This is a genomic window from Trinickia sp. Y13 (assembly GCF_029522115.1).
GTDB lineage: Bacteria > Pseudomonadota > Gammaproteobacteria > Burkholderiales > Burkholderiaceae > Trinickia.
On the sequence record NZ_JAKWFK010000013.1, the window covers coordinates 81,891 to 105,509 of the forward strand.

Consider the following 23,619-nt stretch of genomic DNA (forward strand, 5'->3'; position numbering starts at 1 on the left):
GCTTATTGATTCTTCATCAAGGTGTCGAGCGACGATCTGGACGAATTCATGACGCCCATTTTCGCTTGCATATCGAGTTGCGTGCCGGCGATTTCGAGCACGACCTTGGTGCCGGCCGCCGTCATCTCTTGCATCGACATGCCCGCCGCGTTTTGAGTCAACGAAAGCGCGTCGTTCACCGATTGCTGCAACTCGGCATCCTGCGCCGCCGCCAGCTTCGCCACCACGTTCGCATCGCCTCCCGTTTCGTGGGGCGCTTCCATGCGCGGGCTCTGCATCAACGATTTGAACTTGTCGCCGAGCTGCTGCATGGACGGATCGGTCGCCGGCTGCGTAGTTGTCTGCAATGCAGCCTTCACTTGTTCTGGGGTAATGACGACGCTCATGTCCAACCTCCGGGATTTTCAATAGGATCGAAATCAAATGCGCAGATAGTTCGCTTGCGGCGGCACGCCAGCGCGAGCCGATCCTGCCGGCTCGCTCGTCGAAGCGTTCTGCTCGGCCGCTGCCGCGGGCGATCCCTCGTTCAACGTCGCAATCGACGCCGGCAACTCGAACCTCCCTCCATTGCGGTAGGCGCGAACGGCCGCCCGCAGGTCTTCGCGCGCCTCGAGCACGCGAACGAGTTGGAGCGTGTCGCTGCTCGGATCCTGCTCGATCGCCTCGCTCGCGCTGAGCCGCCAGCTCGGGTCGCCCTTGACGGCAAGACAGAACGCCAACAGCGCTTTGGCGTACGAGAATTCCGGCGCATTCGCGATGACCCACGAGAACACACGGATCGCGTCATCCCATCGGCCGTGCAACATGTGCAACAACCCAGTGAATGCCTCTAGCTCGGCCAGTTTCGGGCGCAGCACGCGCACGGCGTCCAGCACCATTTCGACATCGAATGGGTCGCCTTCCACGGCGGGGAATTTACTGGTAAGCGCCACCGACACGGTCTCGATCAAACCGCTGACAATGTCCTGACTGCAGTCCAGATAATCGGGCGATGTGACGCTCATGGCGCGAAGCTCCTGCAAGGTAGGGGTCTGCGGAACGCAAGCCGCGCGCTGCACAGCCGCTCGCATTCCGATGGTCGACGACAGCCTAACGATACTCAGCCGCCCGCCTTTCCCGACACCGAGACCACGAAGTGGGCGATGCTGCGGCGAACTTCGGCAAATCGATCGCGCGTCCTGCGCAACGAACGTGAGTGATGGGACCGGTGCACGCGTTGTTTCGACACTGCGACGCGCTTCGCCGTGCCATCGCCTGGTTCGCGTCGACTAGCGCCAGCGGCGTGCAATCCAGTTACCGTCCATCATGGATTTGCATGGCGCGAGGCGGTTCGCGATGCACGCCGCAAGAGCCGAGACGCAGTCTGCAGGGGTAGCCGATGAGTGAAGAAAAAACCGAAGAGCCCACAGAAAAACGGCTGCGCGACGCACGCGAAGACGGCGAGGTTGCGAAAAGCACCGACCTGACCGACGCCATCACGATGGCCGCCGCGCTCGCCACGCTGATGCTGGCGTCGGGCGCATTCGCGGGCGCGTTGCGTTCGATCGTCGCCACGGCGCTCCAATTCGTATCGGGCGATCACTCGCTCGAACATGTGTTCGCCAAGATGATCAGCCTCGGTGGGCGGGCGTTGATCGTGATCGTGCCGTGCGTCTTGGCCGCGGCCGCGGCAGCGCTCGCCGCACTGATTCCGCAGATCGGTTTTCAGATCAGCATGAAGCCGGTGGTGCCCGATCTAGCCAATGCCAGCCCGGTTTCTGGCATCAAGCAGATCTTCTCGTCGCGCACGCTGATCGAGCTGGCGAAGATGCTCGTCAAGTCGGTCGTCATCGGCTTCACGATGTGGGTGACGATCAAATGGATGTTGCCGCTCGTCGTCGGATCGCTGTATCAACCGTTGCCGCAGTTGTCGAAGATGTTCTGGGACATGCTGATCAAGCTGTGCTGTATCGCGGCAGTGGCGTTCGCGGTGATCGGCGCCATCGATCTGAAGATCCAGCAATTGATGTTCATGCGCAAGCAGCGCATGTCGAAGGACGAAGTAAAGCGTGAGCACAAGGAGCAGGAAGGCGACCCATTGATCAAAGGCGAGCGCAGAAAGCTCGCGCGCCAATTTGCAACGGAGGATCCGCCTCGCCTACGCGTGGGCTTTGCCAATGCGTTGATCGTCAATCCCACGCACTACGCCGTGGCTATCCGCTATGCCCCCGACGAGCATCCGCTACCGCTCGTCACGGCGAAGGGCATGGATGAGACGGCCGCGCAATTGCGGCACTTCGCACAGGAGGCGAGCGTTCCGATCATCGGCAATCCGCCGGTCGCGCGAGCGCTCTACAAAGTGGGGATAGACGAGCCGATTCCCGAGGAGTTGTTCGAAACCGTCGCGGCCATCTTGCGCTGGGTCGATTCGATCGGCGCACAGGAGCGGATGCGCGCGGCAAAAAACGCGTCCCGCCACGGCATGAACCAAGCGGCGCCTTGAGAGAGCCCAGATGTTCAAGACATTGAAAATACCTGCATTCGGCGAAGTCGGCATCGCGCTACTCGTCGTGGCGATCATCTCGCTGATGATCTTGCCGCTGCCGCCGGCGCTGATCGACATGCTGCTCGCGCTCAACATCACCATCAGCGTCACCTTGTTGATGATCACGATGTACGTGCCGAACGTAATCTCCCTATCGGTGTTTCCGTCGCTGCTGCTGTTCACCACGCTCTATCGGCTGTCGCTCAACATTGCGTCGACCAAGTCGATCTTGCTGCATGCGGACGCAGGTCACATCATCGAGAGCTTCGGCGAACTCGTGGTTGGCGGCAATCTCGTGGTGGGTCTCGTCGTATTCGTCATCATCACGACCGTGCAATTCATCGTGATCGCGAAAGGCTCGGAACGGGTGGCGGAGGTCGGCGCGCGCTTCACGCTCGATGCCTTGCCTGGCAAACAGATGAGTATCGATGCGGATTTGCGCTCCAACTTGCTCACGCCCGAGGAGGCGCGCCGCAAGCGCGCCAAGCTCGCGATCGAGAGCCAGTTGCATGGCGGCATGGACGGCGCGATGAAGTTCGTCAAAGGCGATGCGATCGCGGGCCTCATCATTACCGCCATCAACATCGTGGCCGGTATCGCAGTGGGCGTCGCCTATCACGACATGTCCGCGGGCGATGCAGCCAATCGGTTCTCCATCTTGTCGGTGGGTGACGCGATGGTGTCGCAGATCCCCTCGCTACTGCTTTCCGTGGCGGCCGGCGTGATGATCACGCGCGTCGGAGACGAAGGCGAATCCAAGCCGCTCTCGCTCGGCGACGAGATCGGCAAGCAACTGACCACCAGTGCGCGCGCGCTTTATTTTGCGAGCTTGCTGTTGCTGGGCTTTGCCGCGGTGCCGGGCTTTCCGAGTGGGCTGTTCTTGCTGCTGGCCGCCACGCTGGCGTTTTGCGGCTACCGCCTCGGCAAGCGCGAGCCCGCAGCCGAGACACATGCGAGCGAGGCTGTCACCGCCATGCAGCGAGCCGGCTCGAAGATCGATGTGCCAGCGATCCTCACGCGCGCGCCACAGTTTGCGTGTCCCGTCGGCGTGCGCATCTCCCCCGATCTCGTCGACCGCCTATCGCCTGCTGCGCTCGACAAATCCTTCGGCGCCGAACGTGCACGCTTGCAGGAATATCTCGGCCTGCCTTTCCCGGGCATCACGATCTGGACCAACGACGCGCTGCCGCCGTCGACGTGCGAACTGCTCATGCACGACGTGCCCTATTGCGCGATCGAAATGCCGCCGGGAAAGGTGATGTTGCCCGACGTCAATTCGTTCGGCGTCGATAGCACGCTTCATGCGGAAATCGCCGCCTTGACCGATCGGTGCGAGCAACGGGGCGGCCTCGACGGCGGCCCGGGCCCTACCTGGTGGATCGACGAAAAACAGTTGCCGGCCAAAATGCCGGCGTGGCGCCCCGAACAGGTGATCGCACATGCCTCCGTTGCGATGCTGCGCCGGCACGCATCGCTCTTTTTGGGCATTCAGGAAGTGCAGTGGATTCTCGATCAACAGAATGCGGATTATCCGGGGCTCGTGACCGAAGTGCAAAAGGTGCTGCCGCCGCAGCGCATTGCCGATGTGTTGCGGCGCCTGCTCGAAGAGCAGATTCCCATCCGCAACGTCCGCAGCATCATGGAAAGCTTGATCGTCTGGGGCGCCAAAGAAAAGGACATGTTGATGTTGACCGAGTATGTGCGCAGCGACATCGCTCGCTTCCTCGCGCATCGCGCCACCGGCGGCACGCGGCAGTTGCCTGCGGTCATGCTCGATCTGCCGGTCGAACAGCACATTCGCCAGTGCATCAAGCAGACGCCGACCGGCAATTACCTCGCGTTGCCGCCGGAGGAAGCAGGCTACCTGATCGATCAGATCCAGTCGTTCGTCGGCGAGACCCCGCGTGACGGCGTGGCGCTCGTCACGTCGATGGATATTCGCCGATACGTGAGGCGGATGATCGAAGCGCGCCTGAGCTGGCTCTCCGTCTATTCCTATCAAGAACTCGGCGAGCATGTGGATCTGCAGCCGCTTGGCCGCGTGACTATCTAAGCCGCCCGGCCCTCATCGTTAGGACATCCATGATCGAATCTCGCGTGCGGCGCATCATCCCTGGCGAGCTCAGGGCGCAGCAAAAGGCCGACGATGCGCGGGCGCGACGGTTCGACTACGCGGCGCTTGCACGGCGCGCACGCCCCGGCCGCGCGCCTGTCGGCCCATCGGATGACGAACAGGAGACGGCGGCAAGCGCTGTCGTCGACGAGCCCGCGCATCTTTTTCATTGGCGCGAAGACACGAGCGACGATGGTCACGCCAGCGAGCAGATCGATGCCGACGATGGAGCCGCGGCCAGTCAGCGCGAAGCGCTAGTGCAACAGGTTTCCCGCGCGTCGGTGCCTGTCGTCGACGCGCTGTTTCGCACGCAAGCGCATTTCTTGGAGTTGGCGGCGTCCCTCGCGAGCGAAGTGGCCGCGTTCTGCGCCGACCCCGCTATCGGCAGCGCCGGCAATTGGGACGTCCAGATGCCGCTCGATAAAACGATCCTGCCCGACACGACTTTATATCTCTCGCTTTCGCCGTTCCAGCTTTCGCTTCGTTTCGATACATCCAGCATAGACACAAAAACTTTACTCTTGCATCACAGCACCATGCTCGAGCGCGAAATAGACTCGCTCCTGAAAGCGTGGAACGCACCGCGCGACATCGAATTGATGGTGTGGTGAGTGAGATCGCCGGATCCCCACGCAGTGCATGAACGCTGCCCAATCGATGACCATCGCATGGATTACCCGATCGCCGAAATGCCTACGAATGTCGAGCACGTCGATAGGCACGCCCTACCCTCGATCGTCCCCGGCGAAACTCGACGAGCCGGAGAGCCCGATAGCGCAATGCACACCGGCAGATTGCCGTTGCGGGCCATTTCACCGCTCGTCGCTCGCACGGCGAGGCTCGTGTGCAACGCCCAGAGCGCTTCGATCGCACAACGTCTGCCAGGCATCGACGCATGGCAAGCGTGCGCGCACGACGCAGGCGCCGCATCGTTCGACCGTTTCGAGGAGCCAGGCTTGCTCGAGCTCGCTCATTCGGCCGGGCGCATTTTCGTCACGTTCGACCTGGCCGCCTACCCTGCCCTCGACATCGCGGCATGGCCCGCGCGCGGCGGAACGGCAGCGCCTGCCGATGCCGAACGAGCGTTGCGCGTCGCCGTGGCCGGCGTGATACTCGAGCCGCTGCTCGCGCGCCTGTCGACGCTGGGGCTGGGCGATCTGCGCGTGGTGCGGTTGACGCGCGACGCCCGCGAAATCGCAACACGCGCCGATCTTGCAAGAATCGATCTGTCCTTCACGCTCGACGGGCGCGCTCATGCCGCCTTCGTCGCCATCGACCCAGCGCTGCTGCCGCTGCTGGAAAGCTTGCACGCCTCGCAAGCCGCCCGCGCCGTGCAGGCGGCGTTGCAAAGCCCCGATGCACTCTCCCCCGGACAGACAACGCTCGCGGACTGCCTCGTCCCCGGACGGATCGTTTTGGGTGCGCGACGTCTGTCGATCGAAACGCTACGCGCGCTCGCCCCGGGCGACGTGCTGCTGCGCTCGCTCGCAAGCACCCTCTCGCCCCTCGTCACCGGCGCAGCCGAGCACGCCGCGGCCAGCGCCGTCGCCGCATGGGGCACGCCCGGCCTTGCCCGCCTGCACGCACCCGTGACGATCGACAAGCACACGCTTCTCATTGTGAAAGAGCCGACAATGACCGATAAATCTTACCCAGCCGACTCCGGCGATTCGCTCGCCTCCAATCAACAGGAGAGCCCGATCGATATCGGCGAGTTGGACCTGCCCGTTCAGTTCGAAGTCGATACCGTGGCCTTGCCGCTATCGCAGCTCTACGCGCTGCGCCCCGGCTACGTGCTCGAACTCTCCACGCCCGTCGCCGAGGCGCAGTTGAAGCTCGTCACGCATGGCCAGACGATCGGCTACGGCGAACTCGTCACGGTCGGCGAACACCTTGGCATCCGAATCCTCAAAATGGCGCACGGCGATGGTCCAATTCAGTAACGTCACCGGCCTACTGCTCGTCGTCCTCGCGATCAGCCTGATCCCGTTCGTGGCAATGGTCGTCACCTCATACGCGAAGATCGTGGTCGTGCTCGGTTTGCTGCGCAATGCGTTGGGCGTGCAACAGGTGCCGCCCAACATGGTGCTCAACGGGATCGCCATCCTCGTCTCGCTGTACATCATGGCGCCCATCGGCATGCAGGCCGCTCAATCGTTGGAAGGGCAACAAATCGACGGCCAACCGACGCAGGCCCTGATCCAAGTGTTCGGCGCCGCCCGAGAACCGTTCCGCCGCTTTCTCGAGAAACACGCGCACGAGCGCGAGAAGCGTTTCTTCATCCGCTCCGCTAGCGTCGTGTGGCCGAAGGAGACCGCGAGCGCGCTTCACGAAAACGACATGATCGTGCTGGCCCCCGCCTTCACCCTGAGCGAACTGACGGACGCATTCAAGATCGGCTTCTTGCTTTACATCGCGTTCATCGTGATCGACTTGATCATCGCCAACGTTCTGTTGGCGATGGGGCTGAATCAGGTGCAGCCGACCAACGTTGCAATTCCATTCAAGTTGCTGCTGTTCGTCGTGATGGACGGTTGGTCGACGTTGATCCACGGTCTCGTAACCACGTACCGTTAGCGTGCGGCATCAAACGCGGAAGACAACAGCATGGATATCGATACCCTCATTCGCTTCACCACGCAGGGCATGTTGCTTTGCTTGTACGTGTCGCTGCCGATCGTGATCGTCGCATCGGTCGCCGGGCTCGCGGTGTCGTTCCTACAGGCGATTACGTCGATGCAGGACCAGACGTTGTCGCACGGCGTGAAACTCGTGGCCGTGATGATCGCAATTGCGATCGCTGCGCCGATTTCCGCGGCGGCCATCTTGCATTTCGCCAATGAGGTCATGCAGACGGCGATACCGCAATGAAAACGACCCGAGCGACGACGCCGTCGGCCGCCGCGAATCTCGGCACGGCCCACGAGGCGCAGCGCACTGCCGAGAGTCATGACGAGGCGCGACGCCAAGCGGTGCTCTATCGCGGCACGCGTTTCACCAATGCGCAAAGCGAGCCGTCCGATACCACGCCTGTGTCCCCGCAAGCCCGCAAGCGCCGCGCGAGACTTCCCCAGGCGCGAAGAAGCGCGGGCCGAGGGCGCGAAGAGGAGTCCGGCCACATCGGTTCGAATGAAGAAGAACACGGCGCCATCCGCAGTCACAGCAGGGACGGCGGGGGATCGGGCAGTGATGGCGGCGATTCGCACGGCGGCCAAGGCGGTCGCGAGGACGCCCGCGCAAGGGTGCCCGACGTGCGCAGCGTCGCGACCACGCCGGTGCGCCCCTACACGGGCGGCGCGCTGCCTCTGCGCGCCGCGCGAACGAGCGACCCGGAGCACGCCGAAGCGGTGCGCGCCGCCTTTTGCGACGCACTACTCGCGCTTCGAGACGATCCGAGCGCAATGCGCGTCGTCGCGGTTGCGGAACTGCAACTGGACCGCCTCGATGCCGTGCACGCATGTCAATCGCTTCGCTCCCCTGAAGCGATGGGCACGCTACGTCAACGGCTCATCGATGCAAGCAAAGACTCGCGTGGCAAAAAATCCCCATTCAATTTGCTGTTGCCATTGTTTCTGCTCATGAGCGAACGGCCGCTCACCTCGACCAGAGAGAAGGAATCGCGCGGCAGGTTGATGTTGCAACGTAACGCTACGCTCGCGCGCAGTCAGCGCGCTCAGTGAGCCGGAGAAACATCGAATGGGCGTGCTTTCGCGCGTCCATTGCCGGCTTCGCATGAGTCAGAGCATGACTTCGTGCAACGACTAAAGTAGCGTCAACGGCCACTGCGTACGCATGCTCGCTGCCGCGATCCGATCAACTCAACCGTCACAAGATGAAATTACTGCGCATTCTGACTGGCGTCCATGCAGGGGTGGAATTGCACCTCGGTGCCGGCTCGCATCGGATAGGATCCGACGATGATGCCGACATTCGCATCTCCGACTGGAGCGGCGCCGACGTTCTGCTGACGGTCGACGAGACGGGCATCGTGAGTGCGCAGCGTGTGCTTCCCGAATTACAGGCGCTCACGCAACCCGAGGCGCAGCACACGCCTGCGAACGACGGCGCCGAAACGATGGACCCCGGCACGGTGCTCTTGATCGATTTCGTGCCGATGCGGTTCGACGACACGGTGCTTTGCGTCGGCGCGAGCGATGCCGTTTGGCCCAGCGACCTCGACCTGTTGTCGACCTTGCTCGTCAAGCCGCAAGAGGCTCGTCACGAAGCTGAGCGCTCGCGTCAGCGCAAGCTCGTCGGCGCAGTGCTCGGTTGCGCGATGCTCGGCGCCGTGGTCGTAATCGGTTCCGTGCTGATCACGACGGTCGTGAGCCGTGCGGCGCTTCCGCGCGATTCGGGCGATCTGGCGCAACGTGTGAATCGGGCCCTCGCGCAAGCGCATATGAGCGAATTGCATGCGCGGCCGCACGGCAATAACGTCATCGTCAGCGGCATGGTGCCCACCACAGAGGACGACGCAACGGTGCGCAGGGTGCTGACGCAGTTGTCCTCGACGGCGATCAAGCGCCAGTACGACATCGCTCAAAACGACGCACGCGATATCGAAGATGCACTCGGCGCTCAGCAGGTGCACGTAGCGTATGCCGGCCAGGGCGCGTTCAACATCATCGGCAAGGTGGCCAATCCGGCTGACGTCCAAGCTGCGCTGACACGTATCCGCCACGATCTGAGCACGAACGTGAAGGAGTTGCGCATGCAGCTCACGCAGTCGAACGACGCTGCGCCGCCGCCCCCTTCCTTTTCGGAGTTGATGTCATCGGATGACGTGCGCTATGCGACAACGCCCGATGGCGTCAAGCATATCTACGTCGATCCGGAAATAGCCGACGCCCCCGCATCCGACGCGAGCGTCGGGGCAACCGCGGCAGCGGACGGCGCCTCCGCAGCGCAACCGGCCGTCGCCCAGCCGGGCGCAGCCAGCGGTGTCGCGCTGGCCGCGGCGAGCCAACCGAGCGCTGCACCCGGTGCCGCCCCGCTCGCAGCGAGCCAGCCGAATGCCGCACGCGGCGTCGCGCAACCGGTGGGCACCACCGCGCCCCCTTCTGCCGTCGCGTCGGCGTTCCTGCCGTTACCGAAATAAATCACCGGAGATGATGGAAATGTATGAGCCATTCGAATCTTGCGCGACCGACTTCCGAAACTTGAAGGGCACGCTGGCAGATCCTGCCGCGAGAGCGCGCTTGACCGCGATTCGGGAGGCGCTCGAAGCGAGTGCAAAGAACATCAGCGCGGCCACGGGCGCTACCGAGATCGATCGCGACAATCTCGCCAAGCTGTATCGGGGCATGTTGGCCGCGAGCCGAATCGTTTCTCACTTGCAGGATAGGCAAGTGGCGTCTTAGCGCGTCGCGCTAGCAGTACCGGATACAGGTATCGAGCTGTTCTTGCACGGAGTCGTCCGTGTCTTATGTGTAATCAGGCAACTTTTCAACTTCTGACCAAGGAGGGCATATGGGTAGTCTCACTTCTCTCGGTGCAATGGCAACGGCGGACGCCGAACAGGGCATCATGACGGCGGCCAGCATGAAGTTCCAAACGGATTCGGCCAACAATAGCTTGCAAGTGAGCGCGGCCGATGCCGTTGCCAAATTGGCGACGTCCATCGGGAACAAAGTCTCCCAGGTTTCGGGCGCGGCGCACTGACGTAGCGGGTTGATTGAAGCCCGCGCGTGCGTCTCTCGTGCGCGCTGTCGTACCGATGTCGGCCGGCATGAGCCACTGGCGCGTGCCGGCCGTTTTCTCTAGCGGCTCGTTCACTCCCCATTCCTTGCCCCGAGTGCCTTGACCACCTCAGACGGTTCAGAACGCTACGCGCAATTGGTCCGCGATCTCTGCGATACGGTAGGGCTGCCCGATGTCGACCACGTATTGCGCACTCGCCAAATCGAAGTCGAAGGCTTCGACGTCCGGCTCGATTACTTCGACAACGACCTGGACGCGATGTATGCGAACTTCCATTACGGCGCGGTGACGGCTGGGCGCACGCTAACCGTATTTCGGTTGATGCTCGAGGCGAATCTCGTGATTTACGCGCAGGATCAGGCGCAACTCGGACTCGACACCGATACGGGCGGTATCGTGCTGGTACTGCGAGTGCCGATGACGCATGACGTCGATGGGAACGTGCTAGCCGATCTGCTCGCGCACTACGCCGAGCATGGCCGCTATTGGCGGCAGAACATCATCGAATCGACCGACGAGATGTTCGAAGGTCTCGTCTCTGGCGAATTCATTTGGCTGAGGGCATGATCCGGCAGAAGCCGATCAGGACCGAACCCGAGCAGCGCCGGTAACGATCGGCACGCCGCTCGAGCAAGCATCCTCAATGCACGTTAGCCATCGCCCTTGCAATAGCGTGAATGAGTCCAGACATGCTCTCGCCGATTTTCATCAATGAATTCCATAGATGATGCAATGGCGATTGCCCGTCGTTGAACATTGGCGGGCGCATCGGCTGATTGGGCGGCATCATCGGCATCGGCGGTTGCCGAACTTGCTGCGGCGGCATCTGCGCCGGATTTCGCATCGAGGGACCGGCTACGCCGGGCGGCACGGAGTAGCCCGTCGGAACGAACGGCGCAGCCGTTGCTGCCTCCGAAGACGATGCGGCTTCGGGCGGCGCACCGGCGGCATTTCCGCTTGTGCGAAAGGAGCCGCGCGACCACTTCGTCGGCGTCGCGCCTTTGCCTTTGGTTGCCAGTAGCTTCAGTGGCCCGGACAACGCGCGTGCTTCCGCCGCCCCGGCATCGATCTGCGGCGCGGGTGTGGCGGCCGGCCCCATGGGCGCCGGTGCCGCTGTGGGGCGTGCAACGGTGAGTTTGGTAGTGGGCGTGCTCATCGCAATAAACCTGTCTGTCGAAATCGCGGAACCGGCGTCGAGATGCCGAACGTGCTATGACGATAGGCCGAACGATCGACAGGCGCTGCGATGCATGCGAAGCGGACGTTAGCCGCCCGAACACCTTCGCTCCGACACGCTCAGGTTCGCAACACCGGCCCTGTTCGCGCCGAGCACGCCACACAATGCAACTCGCACGAACAACCGCGTAGGGAGTGCTCGATGTCCGCGTTTCACGCGCCCGAATTGATCGAATCCGACGAACTCCTTTTGCGCCCGCCCGAACCTCGCGACGCGCAAGCGCTGTTCGACGAAATGTTCAGCGATCCCGACACGGTGCGGCATCTCACCTATCTTCGCCATGCGACACTCGACGACACGCTCGCGTTCATCGATATGGCGCAGAAGGATTGGCAAAGCGGCGAGCTGCCGCGTTGGGTGCTGGAAGACAAGGCGAGCGGCCGGCTCACGGGGATGATCGAATTGCAGCCGCGGCCGCCCCGTGCGGAATTCGGCGTCATCATCAGCCGTCGCGGCGGCGCCCGGCGGCGACGCGCAGGGCTCGACGCTTTGCGCAAATTCCTCAAATGGTTGATCGCCCAGCCCCAGATCTATCGTGTCTTTGCATGCTGCGCAGTCGACGGTAACGCTTACACCGCAATGGAACGTCTCGGCTTCACGCTCGAAGCGAAGCTGACCAACTATGAGGCTCGCCCCAATCTCGGGCTGCCCGCCGGCGACAGCTATCTGTACGCCATGACTCGCCCTTTGGCGCCGCCCCACGTGGGGGACGCGCTTGCATGGATGGATCAGCATTTCAGTGTCGAGCTCGACTGAAGCTGGGCGCCAGCTTGCCGACGCTCGCCGACTCTCAAACGCTGGCGCGCGCTCGGGCTGGCGTATTTTCAGAGGACCACATCGATGTCCACCACAATGCCTAGATTGATTTCGGCGCCGATTCCTGCACCCTCGGGCGCGTCCACCGGGGCGGACGTTGGGCAGTCGAACGGGCCTGAGAGCGCAAGCGCTGCCCGCCCGCAGGCGACCGATAGCGCTCGCGGCGGCCGGCTCCACAAGCTGTCCGAACTGCTGACTTCGCGTCGATCCGGGACGGCGAGCGACGCACCGCGAGCGACGTTCAGAGCGCGCGGCGTGGACACGTCTGCGCCCGTCCCTCCGGTCGATTCGAATGCGCACCGCCAACAGGCGAACTACGGTCCCGCCTATTCCTCGTACACCCGGCCCAACCCCGCCCAGGTGCGCTACGGCGCTGCAGGACTGCGCGGCGCCGGCCGAGCATTGACGGCGATAGGGCATGGCGCCGCCGCGCTGGCCATCGGCGTGCTGGGCGCAGCTGCGATGAGCAGTTTCGGGTTCTTCCCAGTGCTGATCGGCGTCGCCGCCTACACGTATATACGGCGCGCGCATTACTACAACCTCGCGAATGGCGGCATGGGGCCGTATGGCGGAATGAACCAGTACGGCGGCATGAACCAATATGGAGGCATGAACCCGTACGGTGGCATGAATCAATATGGAGGCATGAACCCGTATGGCGGCGTGAACCAGTACGGTGCCATGAACCAGTATGGAGGCATGAATCCGTACGACGGCATGAACCAGTACGGCGGAATGCGCCCGTACGGCGGCATGGATCAATACGGCGGCATGAACCCGTACGGCGCCATGAACCCGAATGAAGACATGACCCCTTACGGCGGCGTGAACCCATACCAAGATCCGTCGCGGCCGCACCGCCCGTGGCAACAGCCACATCGACATCAAGCATGGCAACAGCCCGATCTATACCAGGCGTGGCAAGAACCCGACCCGTATCAAGGCTCACTGCAGCAGCCCATGATGCCGCCTGAGGCGGTCTCGGTTGCGCGCGCCCCGCGGGCGCAGCCTCAACATGCCTGGCCGGCAGCACAACCTCTCCCGCCCCAAGCAGTAGCACAGCCTCGCCCCGCACCGCCGGCGGCGCAGCCTCGCCCCGCGCAGCCGGCGGCACAGCCGGTCCCCGGCAGTCAGGCGGTTGCGCAGCCTCGCCTGCCCCAACCGGCGGCGCAACCGCGCCATGCCCGACCCGACGTGCAACCCGAGCCCGATGAGCGGCCTGCGCGGGGGCCGCGACACGCCAAGCCGGAGGAGGCGCAGCCTCGCCCCCACCTGCCCCCTTCGCGGCCTCGTCATGCCAAGCCGGCGGCCCCCCCTAGTTCATCGGCGCCCCAGTCTGTCGCGCCCATCGAAGAAGAAGAAATCGCCGCTAGCCGGGCCGGCAATGCGTCATCAGGCTATTGGGCCGGCGGCAACGGCGTGACCACCCTCTCGCAGCGCTTCGCGCAGCCAGCGGCTCAAACCGCGGGACACGTGCAACGCCCCGCACCGAGCGAGCAGAATCCGAGCCTGGTAGACGCGGGCGACTTCTTGGCGCCCTCCAATGCCTGACGATAGGAGCACGACTGGGTGGCCAATGATTCACGCCTGCCATCGCGTTCGCGGCGTCAAATTCAAAGGCGTGGCGAAGGGGGACTGAGCGCGGGCCGGCGCGCGAAGGCATACCAAGCTCGCTAGAGCTTCATCGCGCCCGGCTGGCCGCGCGTGGAAGCCTACGCGCGCACCACATGGCGCAACGATCGGCCCTTACGCTTCGACGTGGCGCCAGTCTTCCAGACAAGGTTGCACATTCCCTTCGTAGGTGGGGAGCGCCCCTCCCGTTCGACGCATTTCCCACGTTTCCGGCAAACACTCGATGAGACCGGCGAGCGCATGTCGTCGATAGACATCGTCGCCGCAAGCGCTGGCAAGCTCGTACAGCTTGCGCCACGCGGTCGTGGTCTCATGGCGCGGCCCCTGCGTCAGAAGCAACTCGTTGGCCAGCGCCTTCCACAACCTCATTTCCTCTCGCGTGCGCAGCGACGCGCTCGCACTGACCCGCGTCAGCACGATCCGAATCATGCGCAGGTACTCTGTCGCCAGCGACAGCGCACGCCAGATCGACGCCGACGCCTCTATCAGCGCAATTGCGATTTCGCACCGGTCGTTGAATACGGACCATTTGAGCGCGGCGCGAAGCTCGTCGAGTTCGAGCTCGATGCGCCCCCTCTCATCGCCAGCCGGACAGACACCGAACTGCAAATCCGTCGAAAGCCGTGCCACGAGCGAACGAGCATGCGCTGCGGCCGCCCGTCCCAATTCGTTTCTCTGCGCTAACGCATCGCTCGCGAACAGACGGACTGGCCCTGGGAGCCGCAACACAGCAGCGCCCTTGCCCTCGATCCGCTCGACTAAGCCCACACCGAGCAGACCGTCCAGATGCGCTTCGCACCGCGCTCGCGTTCGAGCCGCGTCCGCATTGCTGCCATCCCCCGGCGGCGCGATCTGCACCAACATACCGATCGCCGCATCGCGGCTGAACTCGCCGCCGAAAATGCCGAGCCATCGCAGTTGCGCTCGCGTTTCGTCATCGAGATCGTCGTGGAGCAGTTCGACTACCGTCGCGATCGCGGCCTCGGGCGAGAGCGCGGTGTCGGCCCTTCCCGCGCGGCGAGCCACACGCTCGTCCAGCGTGTTCGCAAACGCCAGCATCGCGGCCTCGAGCGGCACACCATCGTTCATGCGATGGGCAATCGCCGACGCGGCAAGTTCGAGCGCAAGCGGTGCGCCGCCGAGCCGACGGGTGACCAGCGCGGCCATCGAGACTGCGTCCGGCGCGCAACCATCCGGCTCGGACTCAGCGGACCCATCGGCATCGGTTCGCGCGCGCTGGCTCAGCTTGTGCCGATCCGTATCGCGCAGGACTGCGAGACGGGTGAGCAGCAGTCGACACGCATCGGATGCGAGGGCTTCTTCGATTCTGCAATCGCGAAGATGCGGCGCGCTCAGCGGACCGACCGCCACGACTTGTTCCTGGCTGATCCACAGAGGCTCGGTGGAGGTGACGATCACCTGCAGTGCGGGCGTAGCGCTCAGAAGCCTTGCGAGCACTTCGCCGAGCGACGCTCTCAACCGTGCGCAGCAATCGACGATCAGCAGCAAGCGCCGCGCACCGATCGCGGCGGCCAATTGTTCGGGCGTGCTGCATTCGTTTGCCCGCTCGATCCGCAGCGCCAGCGCAAGGGGACGAACGAGATTCTCCGGAGGCGAATGCGGAGAGAGCGCAACCGCCCCTATCCCGTCGGGGAAATGGGAGGCCACGCGCCGCGCGACCTCGTGCGCGAGACGCGTCTTCCCCAGTCCGGATGCGCCCACCAATGTAATGGCGCGGGCCGTCGACATCAGGCCGAGCAGTTCGGAGAGCTCCGCGTAGCGGCCGATAAACGGCGTGCGACGCAGCGGCACGCATGCTGTCGAAGGGTTGGGAATGCCGAGCGCAGCGCTGAGCGGATAGGCGGGCGCCGACTCGCTCGCGGCGGGCGCCTGGCTTTGTGCCTCCAAGCTTTTGGCGGAGCCGGCGAAGCGATAGCCGAATCCTGCCATCGTCGCAATCAAATCCCGATCCTCACCCAGCGCACGGCGCAACGCCGATACCTGTACCTGCACGGAATTGATCTCGACGTTCGGGCGGCCCCAAATGCGGTTTGCGAGCTCGGCGAACGAGACCGGCCGGCCATCGGCTTCAACGAGCGCGGACAAGAGCGCTAGCGCGCGAGCGCCGACGGCAACGGGCGCGCCATCCGCGGTGAGACGGAGCGGGTCTTGTGACAATCGATACCGGCCGAAAACAACGACGGGTCGCGTAAGTCGCAGCAGCGTCACCTTGAATCTCCGAGGGGCCCGTATACATTCTCGTCGCGAACCGCGTCGCTAAATGCGCAAATATTCGTAGTTTTGCGAACTTTCGGAACGCTTCGTTTGAACTCATTTACGCCCCGAAGAAGTAGGAAGGCGAGCGCGGCGGGAACGTCCGTCCGAATCTGCCCCCATGGCGCGGCGCCGCGATGTCGCTGGGCCCGACCGCGCGCGCTTCGTTGCGCAAACGACGCCTTCGTGCCCAGGGGGTGAGCCGCGCTGGCGGCCCTGTATCGTCTCGTGCATTGAACGTGTATCGCCGTATGACAGAACGATGTCGTTCAGCATTCGAGATTCGGAATCAACCGTCGCATTCACGTCGCACCGAAGGATCGCTATGTCCGACTTTAGAGTTTCCGGTGGAGTGCCACAGGGCGTGCCGCCCGAGCATGCAGGACAATCGCCGGCGCGCCCTGCGCAGCCGCCCGCCGGCCGCCCGACCAGCCAGGCAGCGGGGCAATTCGGGCCGGGCATCCCGCCACGGCCGACACGCACCCCTACCGCGAGCATGAGGCAGCCGCAACCGGGCAGGCTACAGAAACTCGTAGATTTCTTTAGCAGCGCGAGGCAGCCCTCGGGGCATGCTCCCCAACAGGGAAACGTGGCGCCCGGCCAACCTCCCCGGCAAGCGCCGGTGAGCTACGGCCAACCGTACCCCAACGGCGGCCCGGGGCAGGCGCAGCCCTACGCGCAGTCCTACCCGGCGACGACGCAACCCAGTCGTGCGCGCGGCTACGTGCGCCCAGCGCTGATCGGCGGAGCAATCTCTGCGGCATTGCCGACGCTGGAACTGTTTGCCGCCTTACCGAGCGGCGGAGGCGGCCTCGGAGCAGGCACGATGCTGGGATTTGGGATCCCGATCATCTTGCGCTCGTTCGTGTTCGGCGCCGGCGTCGGTGCGGGAGTGAAAGCGATTCGGCAATACCTGCGAAAACGCGCGCAACAGCAACCCGCCGCCTGGCAAGGGCAGCAACCGGGGCAGCAGATGTACCCGATGCAACAACCCGGTGGCATGCCCCCGCCGGGTTACGCTCCGCCGCCTCAACCGCCCGGCGGGTATCAGCAAGGCTATCCGGCCTATGCTGGGCCGCCGCAGCAATGGCCCGTTAGCCCGCCCCCCTTTTGGCCGCAACAAGGCGGCGCCCCTGCTGCACCGCAACCGCCCATGGCAGCGCAGCCTTTGGGGACGTTCGGCCCGCCGCATCCGAGCTATAACGCGCCCCGGCAGCAACCGGCCGCACAAGCGCAAACCGGCGCCTTCGGGCCGCCGCCGGCAGGCTACGGCGCGCCCGCGACGCCGCCGCGAGCGCAACAAGCGGGTCGTGCGTCGCCGCCGCCCGTGCCGCCGCAGCCGCCGCAGCAATACGACGCTCGCGCCCCTCAACCCGCGCCTACCGCCGAACGCGCGTATCCCAACAATTCGGCGGGCGCGCAGACCGCCGAACAAGTGCTACAAAGGTTTGCGCCGGACCAGCGAATGAAGGTCTTCAGCCAGATGCTGCAGGGGCTACAGAATTATCCTGTCGTGAGCGAACGCGCGTCGGGATTTGCGAATCTCGCGCAAGCGATTCCCCAGCTGTCGTCCGACGCGCGCACGCCGGGAGGCCGTGTCGATGAACAGCTCCTCGCCTTCCGCAGGCTGTACGCCGAAAAGAAGAACTTGCCTATCCGCGGCGCCGATACGCTTCATGCCGCATTGCGCGAGGTATTCGGTTCGCTGACGGCCGGGGCGCAAGCCGCATTCTTGCGTGACAACAAGGATGCCGATTTCCCCGCGCCGAAGACCGCTTAAAGACCGCTTAAAGCGCAGGCCGGAGCGCTGCGGCGACCCGGCCGATTTTCGTCCAACGCCGCTCGATCCCAACGCGGCGCCGGACTGTCCTGCTACTCGGAGGCAAGCGCGCTCGTGGACCGCATGGATGCGCGGGCCTCGTTCACCGCGCTCGTTCCTTGTTGCGGCAACACTCCCCAGCGCCGCAAAATAGCGGCGATCTGGCGCGCGTATCCGTCGCGCAGCGCGGGCGTCGCGGAATGATAGGCGCCTACCGCCGCCCAGGTGTTGCCGTATTTGTTGATTTGCCGGCGCAGTTGCCAAGCCGCGATATAAATGTTCTTGCAGGGCGACATCAGCGCCTCTCTGTCGATGCCGTATTGCGCCAGCGTAGCCAAATGAATGGTGTTGATCTGCATCACGCCGTAATCGATCGAACCGTTCGCATTGACATGCTTGGCGTCGGGACGATTACGCGATTCCTGCCATGCGATCGCGCGCAGTATCAGCGGATTGACATGTTGATACGCAGCCGCATCGTCGAAGCAGTTGCCATACGCGAGCGATGCTGCGCCCATGCCCCAGATTCCGATTAGGCAGGCGAAACCGGCGCGCGCGAGAGAACGCGCACGCTCCATGGAGACGGCAAAGCCTCCGCGGCGCGACGCTCTACGCGCTGAAAGTGAAGATGAGACGCTCATTGAAGTCTAAATAGGCACATGAGGCCGTCATTGTTTTGATGCGCCATTGTGCGTCCAACGCTGCGGCTTCACGCCCGCATGAGCGAAGTTCGAACGATGAAAACGAACGCGAGCAGGTCCTCTCCCTCCTTCGCGGTCTCGACGCATTGCTCGGCGATCTCCATGCGATAGCGAAGTGTTGAGTGCACAGGCGAAGAAGCGGCGTCGAAGCGCATAACGCACCCAGTATGATTGGCCATCTTGACTAAGCGGCACGAACGGCGCGCGCGTGAACGCGGCGCCGTTCTCCGCCCAACAGTGGCCGGGCAGCCGGTCGGGGGACATGTCATGCAGCGTAAACATCACGAAATCGCGACTGGCGCAGCAAGCCGATTCGGCCCGCGCGCCGGCATGGCCGGCCGTCGGCCGTCCATCTCGGCACATGCCCTATCCATCGCTTTGCTCATCGTCGCGGCCGGCTGCGCTGCGCCGCCCTCGCCTCCTGTCAACAGCGACTTGCCGGAAGGACTACGCGCATACCCGGGCGCCGTACTGGACGATGTATTGAGCGCGAGCGGCCAGGTCGTCTACGAATGCAATCGCAGCGGCGCCGATCTGTCGTGGGCGTATCGAGGCGTCGAATCGTCGCTCTTCGATTCGGCCGGAAAACGTATCGGAACGACCACGCCAGGCGGCTATTTCATGGCCGACGACGGAAGCTACGCCGTCACACGGGTCGACGCCAAAGCGTCGATGGGCCAGCAGGACTTGCCTTGGGCGCGACTCGTTTCGCGCTTCAATGCAGGCGCGCAAGCCGGTACTGGGCGCTTCGCCCGGACCCAGCTGATCCAACGTGTCAACACCAAGGGGGGCGTGGCGCCTGAGGGCATGTGCGCGAACGAAGGCGCCGTGCTCTATGCGCCCTATCGCGCCACTTATCTGATCTATCGAGCACCCGCCAGCACGAACGCCGCACGACCGGGTTCCAGCACGGACGCTGCCGCAGTGCACAGCGCCTCGCTGTCCGGCAAGACGCTTCCCATGCCCTCCCGCTGAACGCGAACCACCGCGGCGCGTCCCGCGGCCCATAGCCTATGAGACCGCGTCGGACGCTGTCCAATGCCCCTGTTCGTCGATTGCCTCCAGCACGGGGAACGGCACGCTCAAGTTCGCGAAATCGTGGTCTCCGGTCGCGCTCGTTCGGGTATTGAGCGAGACGCCGATGTTCAGCCCCGGGCTGCGCGTCGCGCTGTTGCGCTCTCTGATCGACAGCTTGCGCGGCACCCACGCCTTTGGATTGCCGAGGATGGCGCCCCGCCGCGCGTGAACGAATGCATCCACGTCCGGATCATGACCGCTTTGCTGCGCGAGCGCCGTCAGCATATCGATCGACGCGGCCGGGTCGCGAAGCAATCTCAAACCGTATTTGTACGCGTGATTGAACTGGCGATTATGGCGCACCGTCGATATGTACTCCTGCACGCGCGCGCGCGCGAGCGACAGCGGATCGGCCAGTGCCTCGGAGGCGCTCGAGAAGCTCTGCGCCTGCGACTCATGATGTCCTGCCAACATAGGCACCAGATGAGCACGCGCACCCTCGATCGTATCCGCGTATCGCGTTCCGCTGAGTTCTTCGCGCTCGAGCGTGCATGCTCGATAGTTGAGCTTGTCGTTTTCGATCGACAGCGTCAGTTTGGCGGTGCCGCCATTGTCGGCGAGTCCGACCGTCGCAACCAACGCGTCCAGAGAAAGCAATCCCACGCTGCTGCGCCCGTTCGCATCGAGCGAGTGCGAGAATCCCGGCGCAACGCCGCCGCGCCACTGCACGAGGTTGCCCGCCCCCACGTACCGCTGCTCGATCCGATGTCGACCGCTTCGCTCGATCATGCTGCCTTCCTGCCGTGATTTTTCCCAGCCCATCCCCATGGAGGGTCCCGCGCTGACGCCGAAGAGCTTCGCCGTTTTGCCCGTTTTCGGATTGCGCGCCGACCGCGGGCCGAAGCTCAAGAGCTTGGCGCTCGCGGTCGCATCGACCGTTACGCCACGCTTGGAGGTCCTGGCGCGAGTGTCGGTCCATCCGATCGAGACGTCGGGATGGTCGAGCCCGATATCCGCAAGTCGATTGAACGAGCCGTTGGCCCCGTCGTCGTGCGGCTGCGATGCTTCGGCCAAGAAATGCTCCACGACGGCCCAAAAAGCCGCTCGCGTCGCCTTGTCGTCGAATCCGCTGCCGTCGGGTTTGAGCCGGTGAGGAACGCGCACCGTGACGCCCGAGGCCTCCGTCAACTCCTGAGCGTGCAGCGTGACGTTCGTGGCAAGCCCCACGCGCAGGTTCGTCAACGCCATTTCGACGTCATAGCCGACAAGCACGCCGGCCCCCACTTGCCTTTGCGACGTCTTTGCCCTGCCGACGAACATTTCGAAACCATGCGTGCCATGGGCGAACTCGACTACCGTTTCGCGCGAGCGCGATGCGCGCAACGTGAGCCGCGGCGAAATGGGAAAAACGCCCGCGTGCATCATCGCGTTCAGACCGCTCGTGCTCACGCGCTGACTACCGCCGTCCGCCAACCGCAAACGCGCACTGGAGGGCAAAGTCTCTATCACCTCTTTGAGCATCGCGCGCACGTCATCGACGCGTTCGGTCTCGAGTGTCGCCCCGATCTGGCCGCCGAATTCCCCGAACAACTCTTCGGCGGCCGTGCGCGCGAAGGACCTCGCCGGGAGCGCCGGTCCACTCGGGCGAGCCAGCGAGCGCAGACGGTCGAGCGACGTCCAAAACGGCGAGTCGTCGGGCACGCGGGCGACCTTGCCCCATAGGGCGAGCCGCTCCGGCGTATAGGCTCGCTTGGCGATCGACTTGAACGGCTTGGTCTTGGCCAGTTGCTGCGGCGTCATCGCGGCCCAGCACGCCGTGGCTCGTCGCAAGTCGGCCAAGACGTCAGGGTGCGCCCCTTTCACCTTGTCCAGTTCGGCACACATCTGTTGCGCACGCCGTGCCACTGCGACGATAGCGTCTTCGTCCATCCGTTCGTGCGCAAAGCCGCCGCGCTCGAGCCACGTATGCAAGGCGGCCAGTTCGACCAGCGAATGTTTCGGTCGCGCATGCGTGAGCACCGCTGCGCTTTGCATCTCCGGGTTCAGCGTCAACGTCGAGAGGCTCTCGCGCAGGCCCTGCCGATACAGTTCCTGCTCCTGCTTCGCCGTCTTTCTCGTCGCACCTTGCGTCCCGAGCCGCAATGCGGACAAGGGCGATCCTTCCCGCCCACGGAACAATCGCGGCAACAGCGTTTTCCATCTGCTTTCGCCAACACGCGGAATGGTTTTCGACACGAACTTGTTCAGACGCTCGCGAACCTTCGACAACTCGGTGCCGCGTCCGTCTTCGGTGAACGACTGCTGCCACGCGAAGAGCGCTCCTTTTTGATCCGGCGTCAGCGCGGCGCGCCCCCGCTCCAGCCGGACCGAAGCGGCGTCGAAGGCGCGCCTAGCCAAAGCGTGCGGCCCGCGTTCATCGCTCCTGAGAGGACCGCCGCCAAGCTTGGCTCGCAACGAGACCGCGCCAAGCGCGCCATCGTGCATGCGGAGCGCGGACGCCTCCCGTGGCAATGGATCGAGCACATCGGCGCTCTCGAGCAGCGTCTTGAACGCCGTCCGATGCGCATCGTCCTTGAACGGCGCCGAGGTCGCGGCGCGCAATGCGTCGATTATCCCGAAGCCTTCGGTCGAACGGGCGAGCAAGCGCACGGTCAGCCAGGCCTCTCGGTCGGTTTCGCTCGAAGACACGCAAGTGTGAGGCGTGTCGAAATCGAGCGAGGCGATGCGCTCGAGCGCACTGTGCGCCGCCGCGGCATGCGTGATGCCCGCCTGCCGCAGCGCCAACGCCAGAAGCGCGCCGCGCATGGCTGCTGCAGCTTCGGTCCTAGGCGGCAGGGTGCTGCCCGAAGCGACCTCGAGCGCCGCGCGCGCCAACACACTCGCTTGCGCGCCGTAATGCGACCGATCCTCGAAAAGTTGCCGCACGTAGGCACGCAGCGCCTCGGCGCTCGTGATCGTATCGAGGGGCGTCTCGACGAACAATACGGCCGGATACGCATCGGATCCCGTGCGAGCGCGCGGGCTTTCGATCACCTGCGATACGAGCCGAGCGGTATCAATCCGCGGCGCGTTCCCGGCTGTCTCGGCGATGGGGGCGCTTGCCTCGCCGCGCTTGCCGCTTTGAACGAAACGCGTCGAACCCGAGCTATGGCCGTGCTTCGTGTGCTGGTAAAACGCCGTGCTCACATCGACCCTGCGCGCGCCGAGCGCATGCCTCGCACGCGATAGCGTCCGCTTCATTTTTTCAAGCGCTCCGTGAGGGATCACCGGCTGCGGCGCGCCCGGCGCGCAAGGCTGCGAACCCGCGCTCGACGATCCGGGCGTTGCCCCCTCGGCTACACCGGCCGAGTGCACATCAGGCTGCTTTTCGCCGGCAGTGCTGCGCGGCGAGACTTTGCGCCAGTTGAAATCGGGCATGACGGCATGGCGTAGTGGAACCGGGTCGCACTATGCGGGCCGAATGTGACAGGCCGCTTCATTTGCCATGTCGCGGCCCGAAGCGGTGGACTGACGAACGAAACGCGGCTAGCGCCGTTCTCGTAGGGTCCCGCTCTTGCCGCCCCCATAACTACGTTCTTTGCCCTCCGAAACAGCGCCTAAAACGCGAAGAACTTCGTTTCACCAACGACGCCTTCGCATGGATGACCGCATTGGCGGTGGCCTTATAGTCTTATAACGACACTGCTTGCACATCAATCGATTTTCACCATTTCACGCAAACAGGTCTTTAAATCCGATAATCGATCGATGGCTTGTTTCTCCCCATTCGATCAAGCATTTTCTTTC

The 23,619-nt window shown here is 64.0% G+C and carries 21 protein-coding genes; 15 read left to right on the plus strand and 6 right to left on the minus strand.

Going from position 1 to position 23,619, the window contains the following annotated elements; all coding sequences use genetic code 11:
- Positions 1-2: 2 nt before the first annotated feature.
- Together MMB74_RS21035 and MMB74_RS21040 are read right to left on the minus strand one after the other, a co-directional pair.
- Positions 3-386: a type III secretion protein HrpB2 gene (locus MMB74_RS21035; RefSeq protein WP_277430593.1), complete on the minus strand. Its 384-nt coding sequence runs from the start codon at positions 384-386 to the stop codon at positions 3-5.
- A 33-nt stretch (positions 387-419) separates the two neighbouring features.
- The gene (locus MMB74_RS21040) at positions 420-1,004 is read right to left on the minus strand and encodes an HrpB1 family type III secretion system apparatus protein (protein WP_277430594.1); all 585 of its coding nucleotides are present in this window, start codon (positions 1,002-1,004) and stop codon (positions 420-422) included.
- A 374-nt stretch (positions 1,005-1,378) separates the two neighbouring features.
- Between MMB74_RS21040 and sctU the strand changes: the two genes are divergently transcribed.
- The 11 genes from sctU (at position 1,379) to MMB74_RS21095 (ending at position 10,904) form a co-directional block, all read left to right on the plus strand.
- Positions 1,379-2,482 carry a type III secretion system export apparatus subunit SctU gene (sctU, locus tag MMB74_RS21045; protein ID WP_277430595.1) on the plus strand — a complete coding sequence of 368 codons (1,104 nt, stop codon included), beginning with the start codon at positions 1,379-1,381 and terminating at the stop codon, positions 2,480-2,482.
- Between the two features lie 10 nt (positions 2,483-2,492).
- A complete protein-coding gene (sctV, locus tag MMB74_RS21050) occupies positions 2,493-4,577 on the plus strand; it encodes a type III secretion system export apparatus subunit SctV (protein ID WP_277430596.1) in 2,085 nt (694 codons plus the stop codon).
- A gap of 29 nt (positions 4,578-4,606) precedes the next feature.
- On the plus strand, positions 4,607-5,248 hold the full coding sequence (gene sctP / locus MMB74_RS21055; RefSeq protein WP_277430597.1) for a type III secretion system protein SctP: 642 nt from the start codon (positions 4,607-4,609) through the stop codon (positions 5,246-5,248).
- Between the two features lie 168 nt (positions 5,249-5,416).
- Complete coding sequence (sctQ, locus tag MMB74_RS21060; RefSeq protein ID WP_277430598.1) at positions 5,417-6,580, plus strand: type III secretion system cytoplasmic ring protein SctQ; 1,164 nt, start codon at positions 5,417-5,419, stop codon at positions 6,578-6,580.
- Positions 6,564-7,214 carry a type III secretion system export apparatus subunit SctR gene (gene sctR / locus MMB74_RS21065; protein ID WP_277430599.1) on the plus strand — a complete coding sequence of 217 codons (651 nt, stop codon included), beginning with the start codon at positions 6,564-6,566 and terminating at the stop codon, positions 7,212-7,214. The genes sctQ and sctR overlap by 17 nt, the downstream gene beginning before the upstream one ends.
- 30 nt (positions 7,215-7,244) lie before the next feature.
- Positions 7,245-7,508 (plus strand): type III secretion system export apparatus subunit SctS, encoded by a 264-nt coding sequence (gene sctS / locus MMB74_RS21070; RefSeq protein ID WP_277430600.1) that lies wholly within the window; start codon positions 7,245-7,247, stop codon positions 7,506-7,508.
- A complete protein-coding gene (locus MMB74_RS21075) occupies positions 7,505-8,317 on the plus strand; it encodes a hypothetical protein (RefSeq protein ID WP_277430601.1) in 813 nt (270 codons plus the stop codon). The genes sctS and MMB74_RS21075 overlap by 4 nt, the downstream gene beginning before the upstream one ends.
- Before the next feature lie 152 nt (positions 8,318-8,469).
- Entirely contained in the window at positions 8,470-9,735 is a 1,266-nt protein-coding gene (locus MMB74_RS21080; RefSeq protein WP_277430602.1) for a secretion protein, read from the plus strand.
- A 19-nt stretch (positions 9,736-9,754) separates the two neighbouring features.
- A complete protein-coding gene (locus MMB74_RS21085) occupies positions 9,755-9,997 on the plus strand; it encodes a type III secretion protein (RefSeq protein ID WP_277430603.1) in 243 nt (80 codons plus the stop codon).
- Between the two features lie 109 nt (positions 9,998-10,106).
- The gene (locus MMB74_RS21090; protein ID WP_277430604.1) at positions 10,107-10,298 is read left to right on the plus strand and encodes a hypothetical protein; all 192 of its coding nucleotides are present in this window, start codon (positions 10,107-10,109) and stop codon (positions 10,296-10,298) included.
- 138 nt (positions 10,299-10,436) lie between these two features.
- On the plus strand, positions 10,437-10,904 hold the full coding sequence (locus MMB74_RS21095) for a CesT family type III secretion system chaperone (RefSeq protein WP_277430605.1): 468 nt from the start codon (positions 10,437-10,439) through the stop codon (positions 10,902-10,904).
- A gap of 73 nt (positions 10,905-10,977) precedes the next feature.
- Here MMB74_RS21095 and MMB74_RS21100 read toward each other — a convergent pair whose 3' ends face one another.
- Positions 10,978-11,493, minus strand: coding sequence for a hypothetical protein (locus tag MMB74_RS21100; protein WP_277430606.1), 516 nt, complete (start codon positions 11,491-11,493; stop codon positions 10,978-10,980).
- Positions 11,494-11,715: 222 nt separating this feature from the next.
- Between MMB74_RS21100 and MMB74_RS21105 the strand changes: the two genes are divergently transcribed.
- Both MMB74_RS21105 and MMB74_RS21110 read left to right on the plus strand, forming a co-directional pair.
- Positions 11,716-12,330 carry a GNAT family protein gene (locus tag MMB74_RS21105; RefSeq protein WP_277430607.1) on the plus strand — a complete coding sequence of 205 codons (615 nt, stop codon included), beginning with the start codon at positions 11,716-11,718 and terminating at the stop codon, positions 12,328-12,330.
- A gap of 84 nt (positions 12,331-12,414) precedes the next feature.
- Positions 12,415-13,941: a hypothetical protein gene (locus tag MMB74_RS21110; RefSeq protein WP_277430608.1), complete on the plus strand. Its 1,527-nt coding sequence runs from the start codon at positions 12,415-12,417 to the stop codon at positions 13,939-13,941.
- 195 nt (positions 13,942-14,136) lie between these two features.
- On the opposite strand, the gene MMB74_RS21115 is transcribed toward MMB74_RS21110, so the two are convergent.
- Positions 14,137-16,251 (minus strand): winged helix-turn-helix domain-containing protein, encoded by a 2,115-nt coding sequence (locus MMB74_RS21115; RefSeq protein ID WP_277430609.1) that lies wholly within the window; start codon positions 16,249-16,251, stop codon positions 14,137-14,139.
- Positions 16,252-16,918: 667 nt separating this feature from the next.
- Between MMB74_RS21115 and MMB74_RS21120 the strand changes: the two genes are divergently transcribed.
- Entirely contained in the window at positions 16,919-18,076 is a 1,158-nt protein-coding gene (locus MMB74_RS21120; protein WP_277430610.1) for a hypothetical protein, read from the plus strand.
- A gap of 92 nt (positions 18,077-18,168) precedes the next feature.
- On the opposite strand, the gene MMB74_RS21125 is transcribed toward MMB74_RS21120, so the two are convergent.
- On the minus strand, positions 18,169-18,633 hold the full coding sequence (locus MMB74_RS21125; RefSeq protein ID WP_277430611.1) for a lytic transglycosylase domain-containing protein: 465 nt from the start codon (positions 18,631-18,633) through the stop codon (positions 18,169-18,171).
- Positions 18,634-19,083: 450 nt separating this feature from the next.
- On the opposite strand from MMB74_RS21125, the gene MMB74_RS21130 reads away from it, so the two are divergent.
- On the plus strand, positions 19,084-19,791 hold the full coding sequence (locus MMB74_RS21130; RefSeq protein WP_277430612.1) for a DUF3455 domain-containing protein: 708 nt from the start codon (positions 19,084-19,086) through the stop codon (positions 19,789-19,791).
- 36 nt (positions 19,792-19,827) lie between these two features.
- On the opposite strand, the gene MMB74_RS21135 is transcribed toward MMB74_RS21130, so the two are convergent.
- Entirely contained in the window at positions 19,828-23,073 is a 3,246-nt protein-coding gene (locus MMB74_RS21135; RefSeq protein ID WP_277430613.1) for an autotransporter, read from the minus strand.
- Positions 23,074-23,619: the final 546 nt, after the last annotated feature.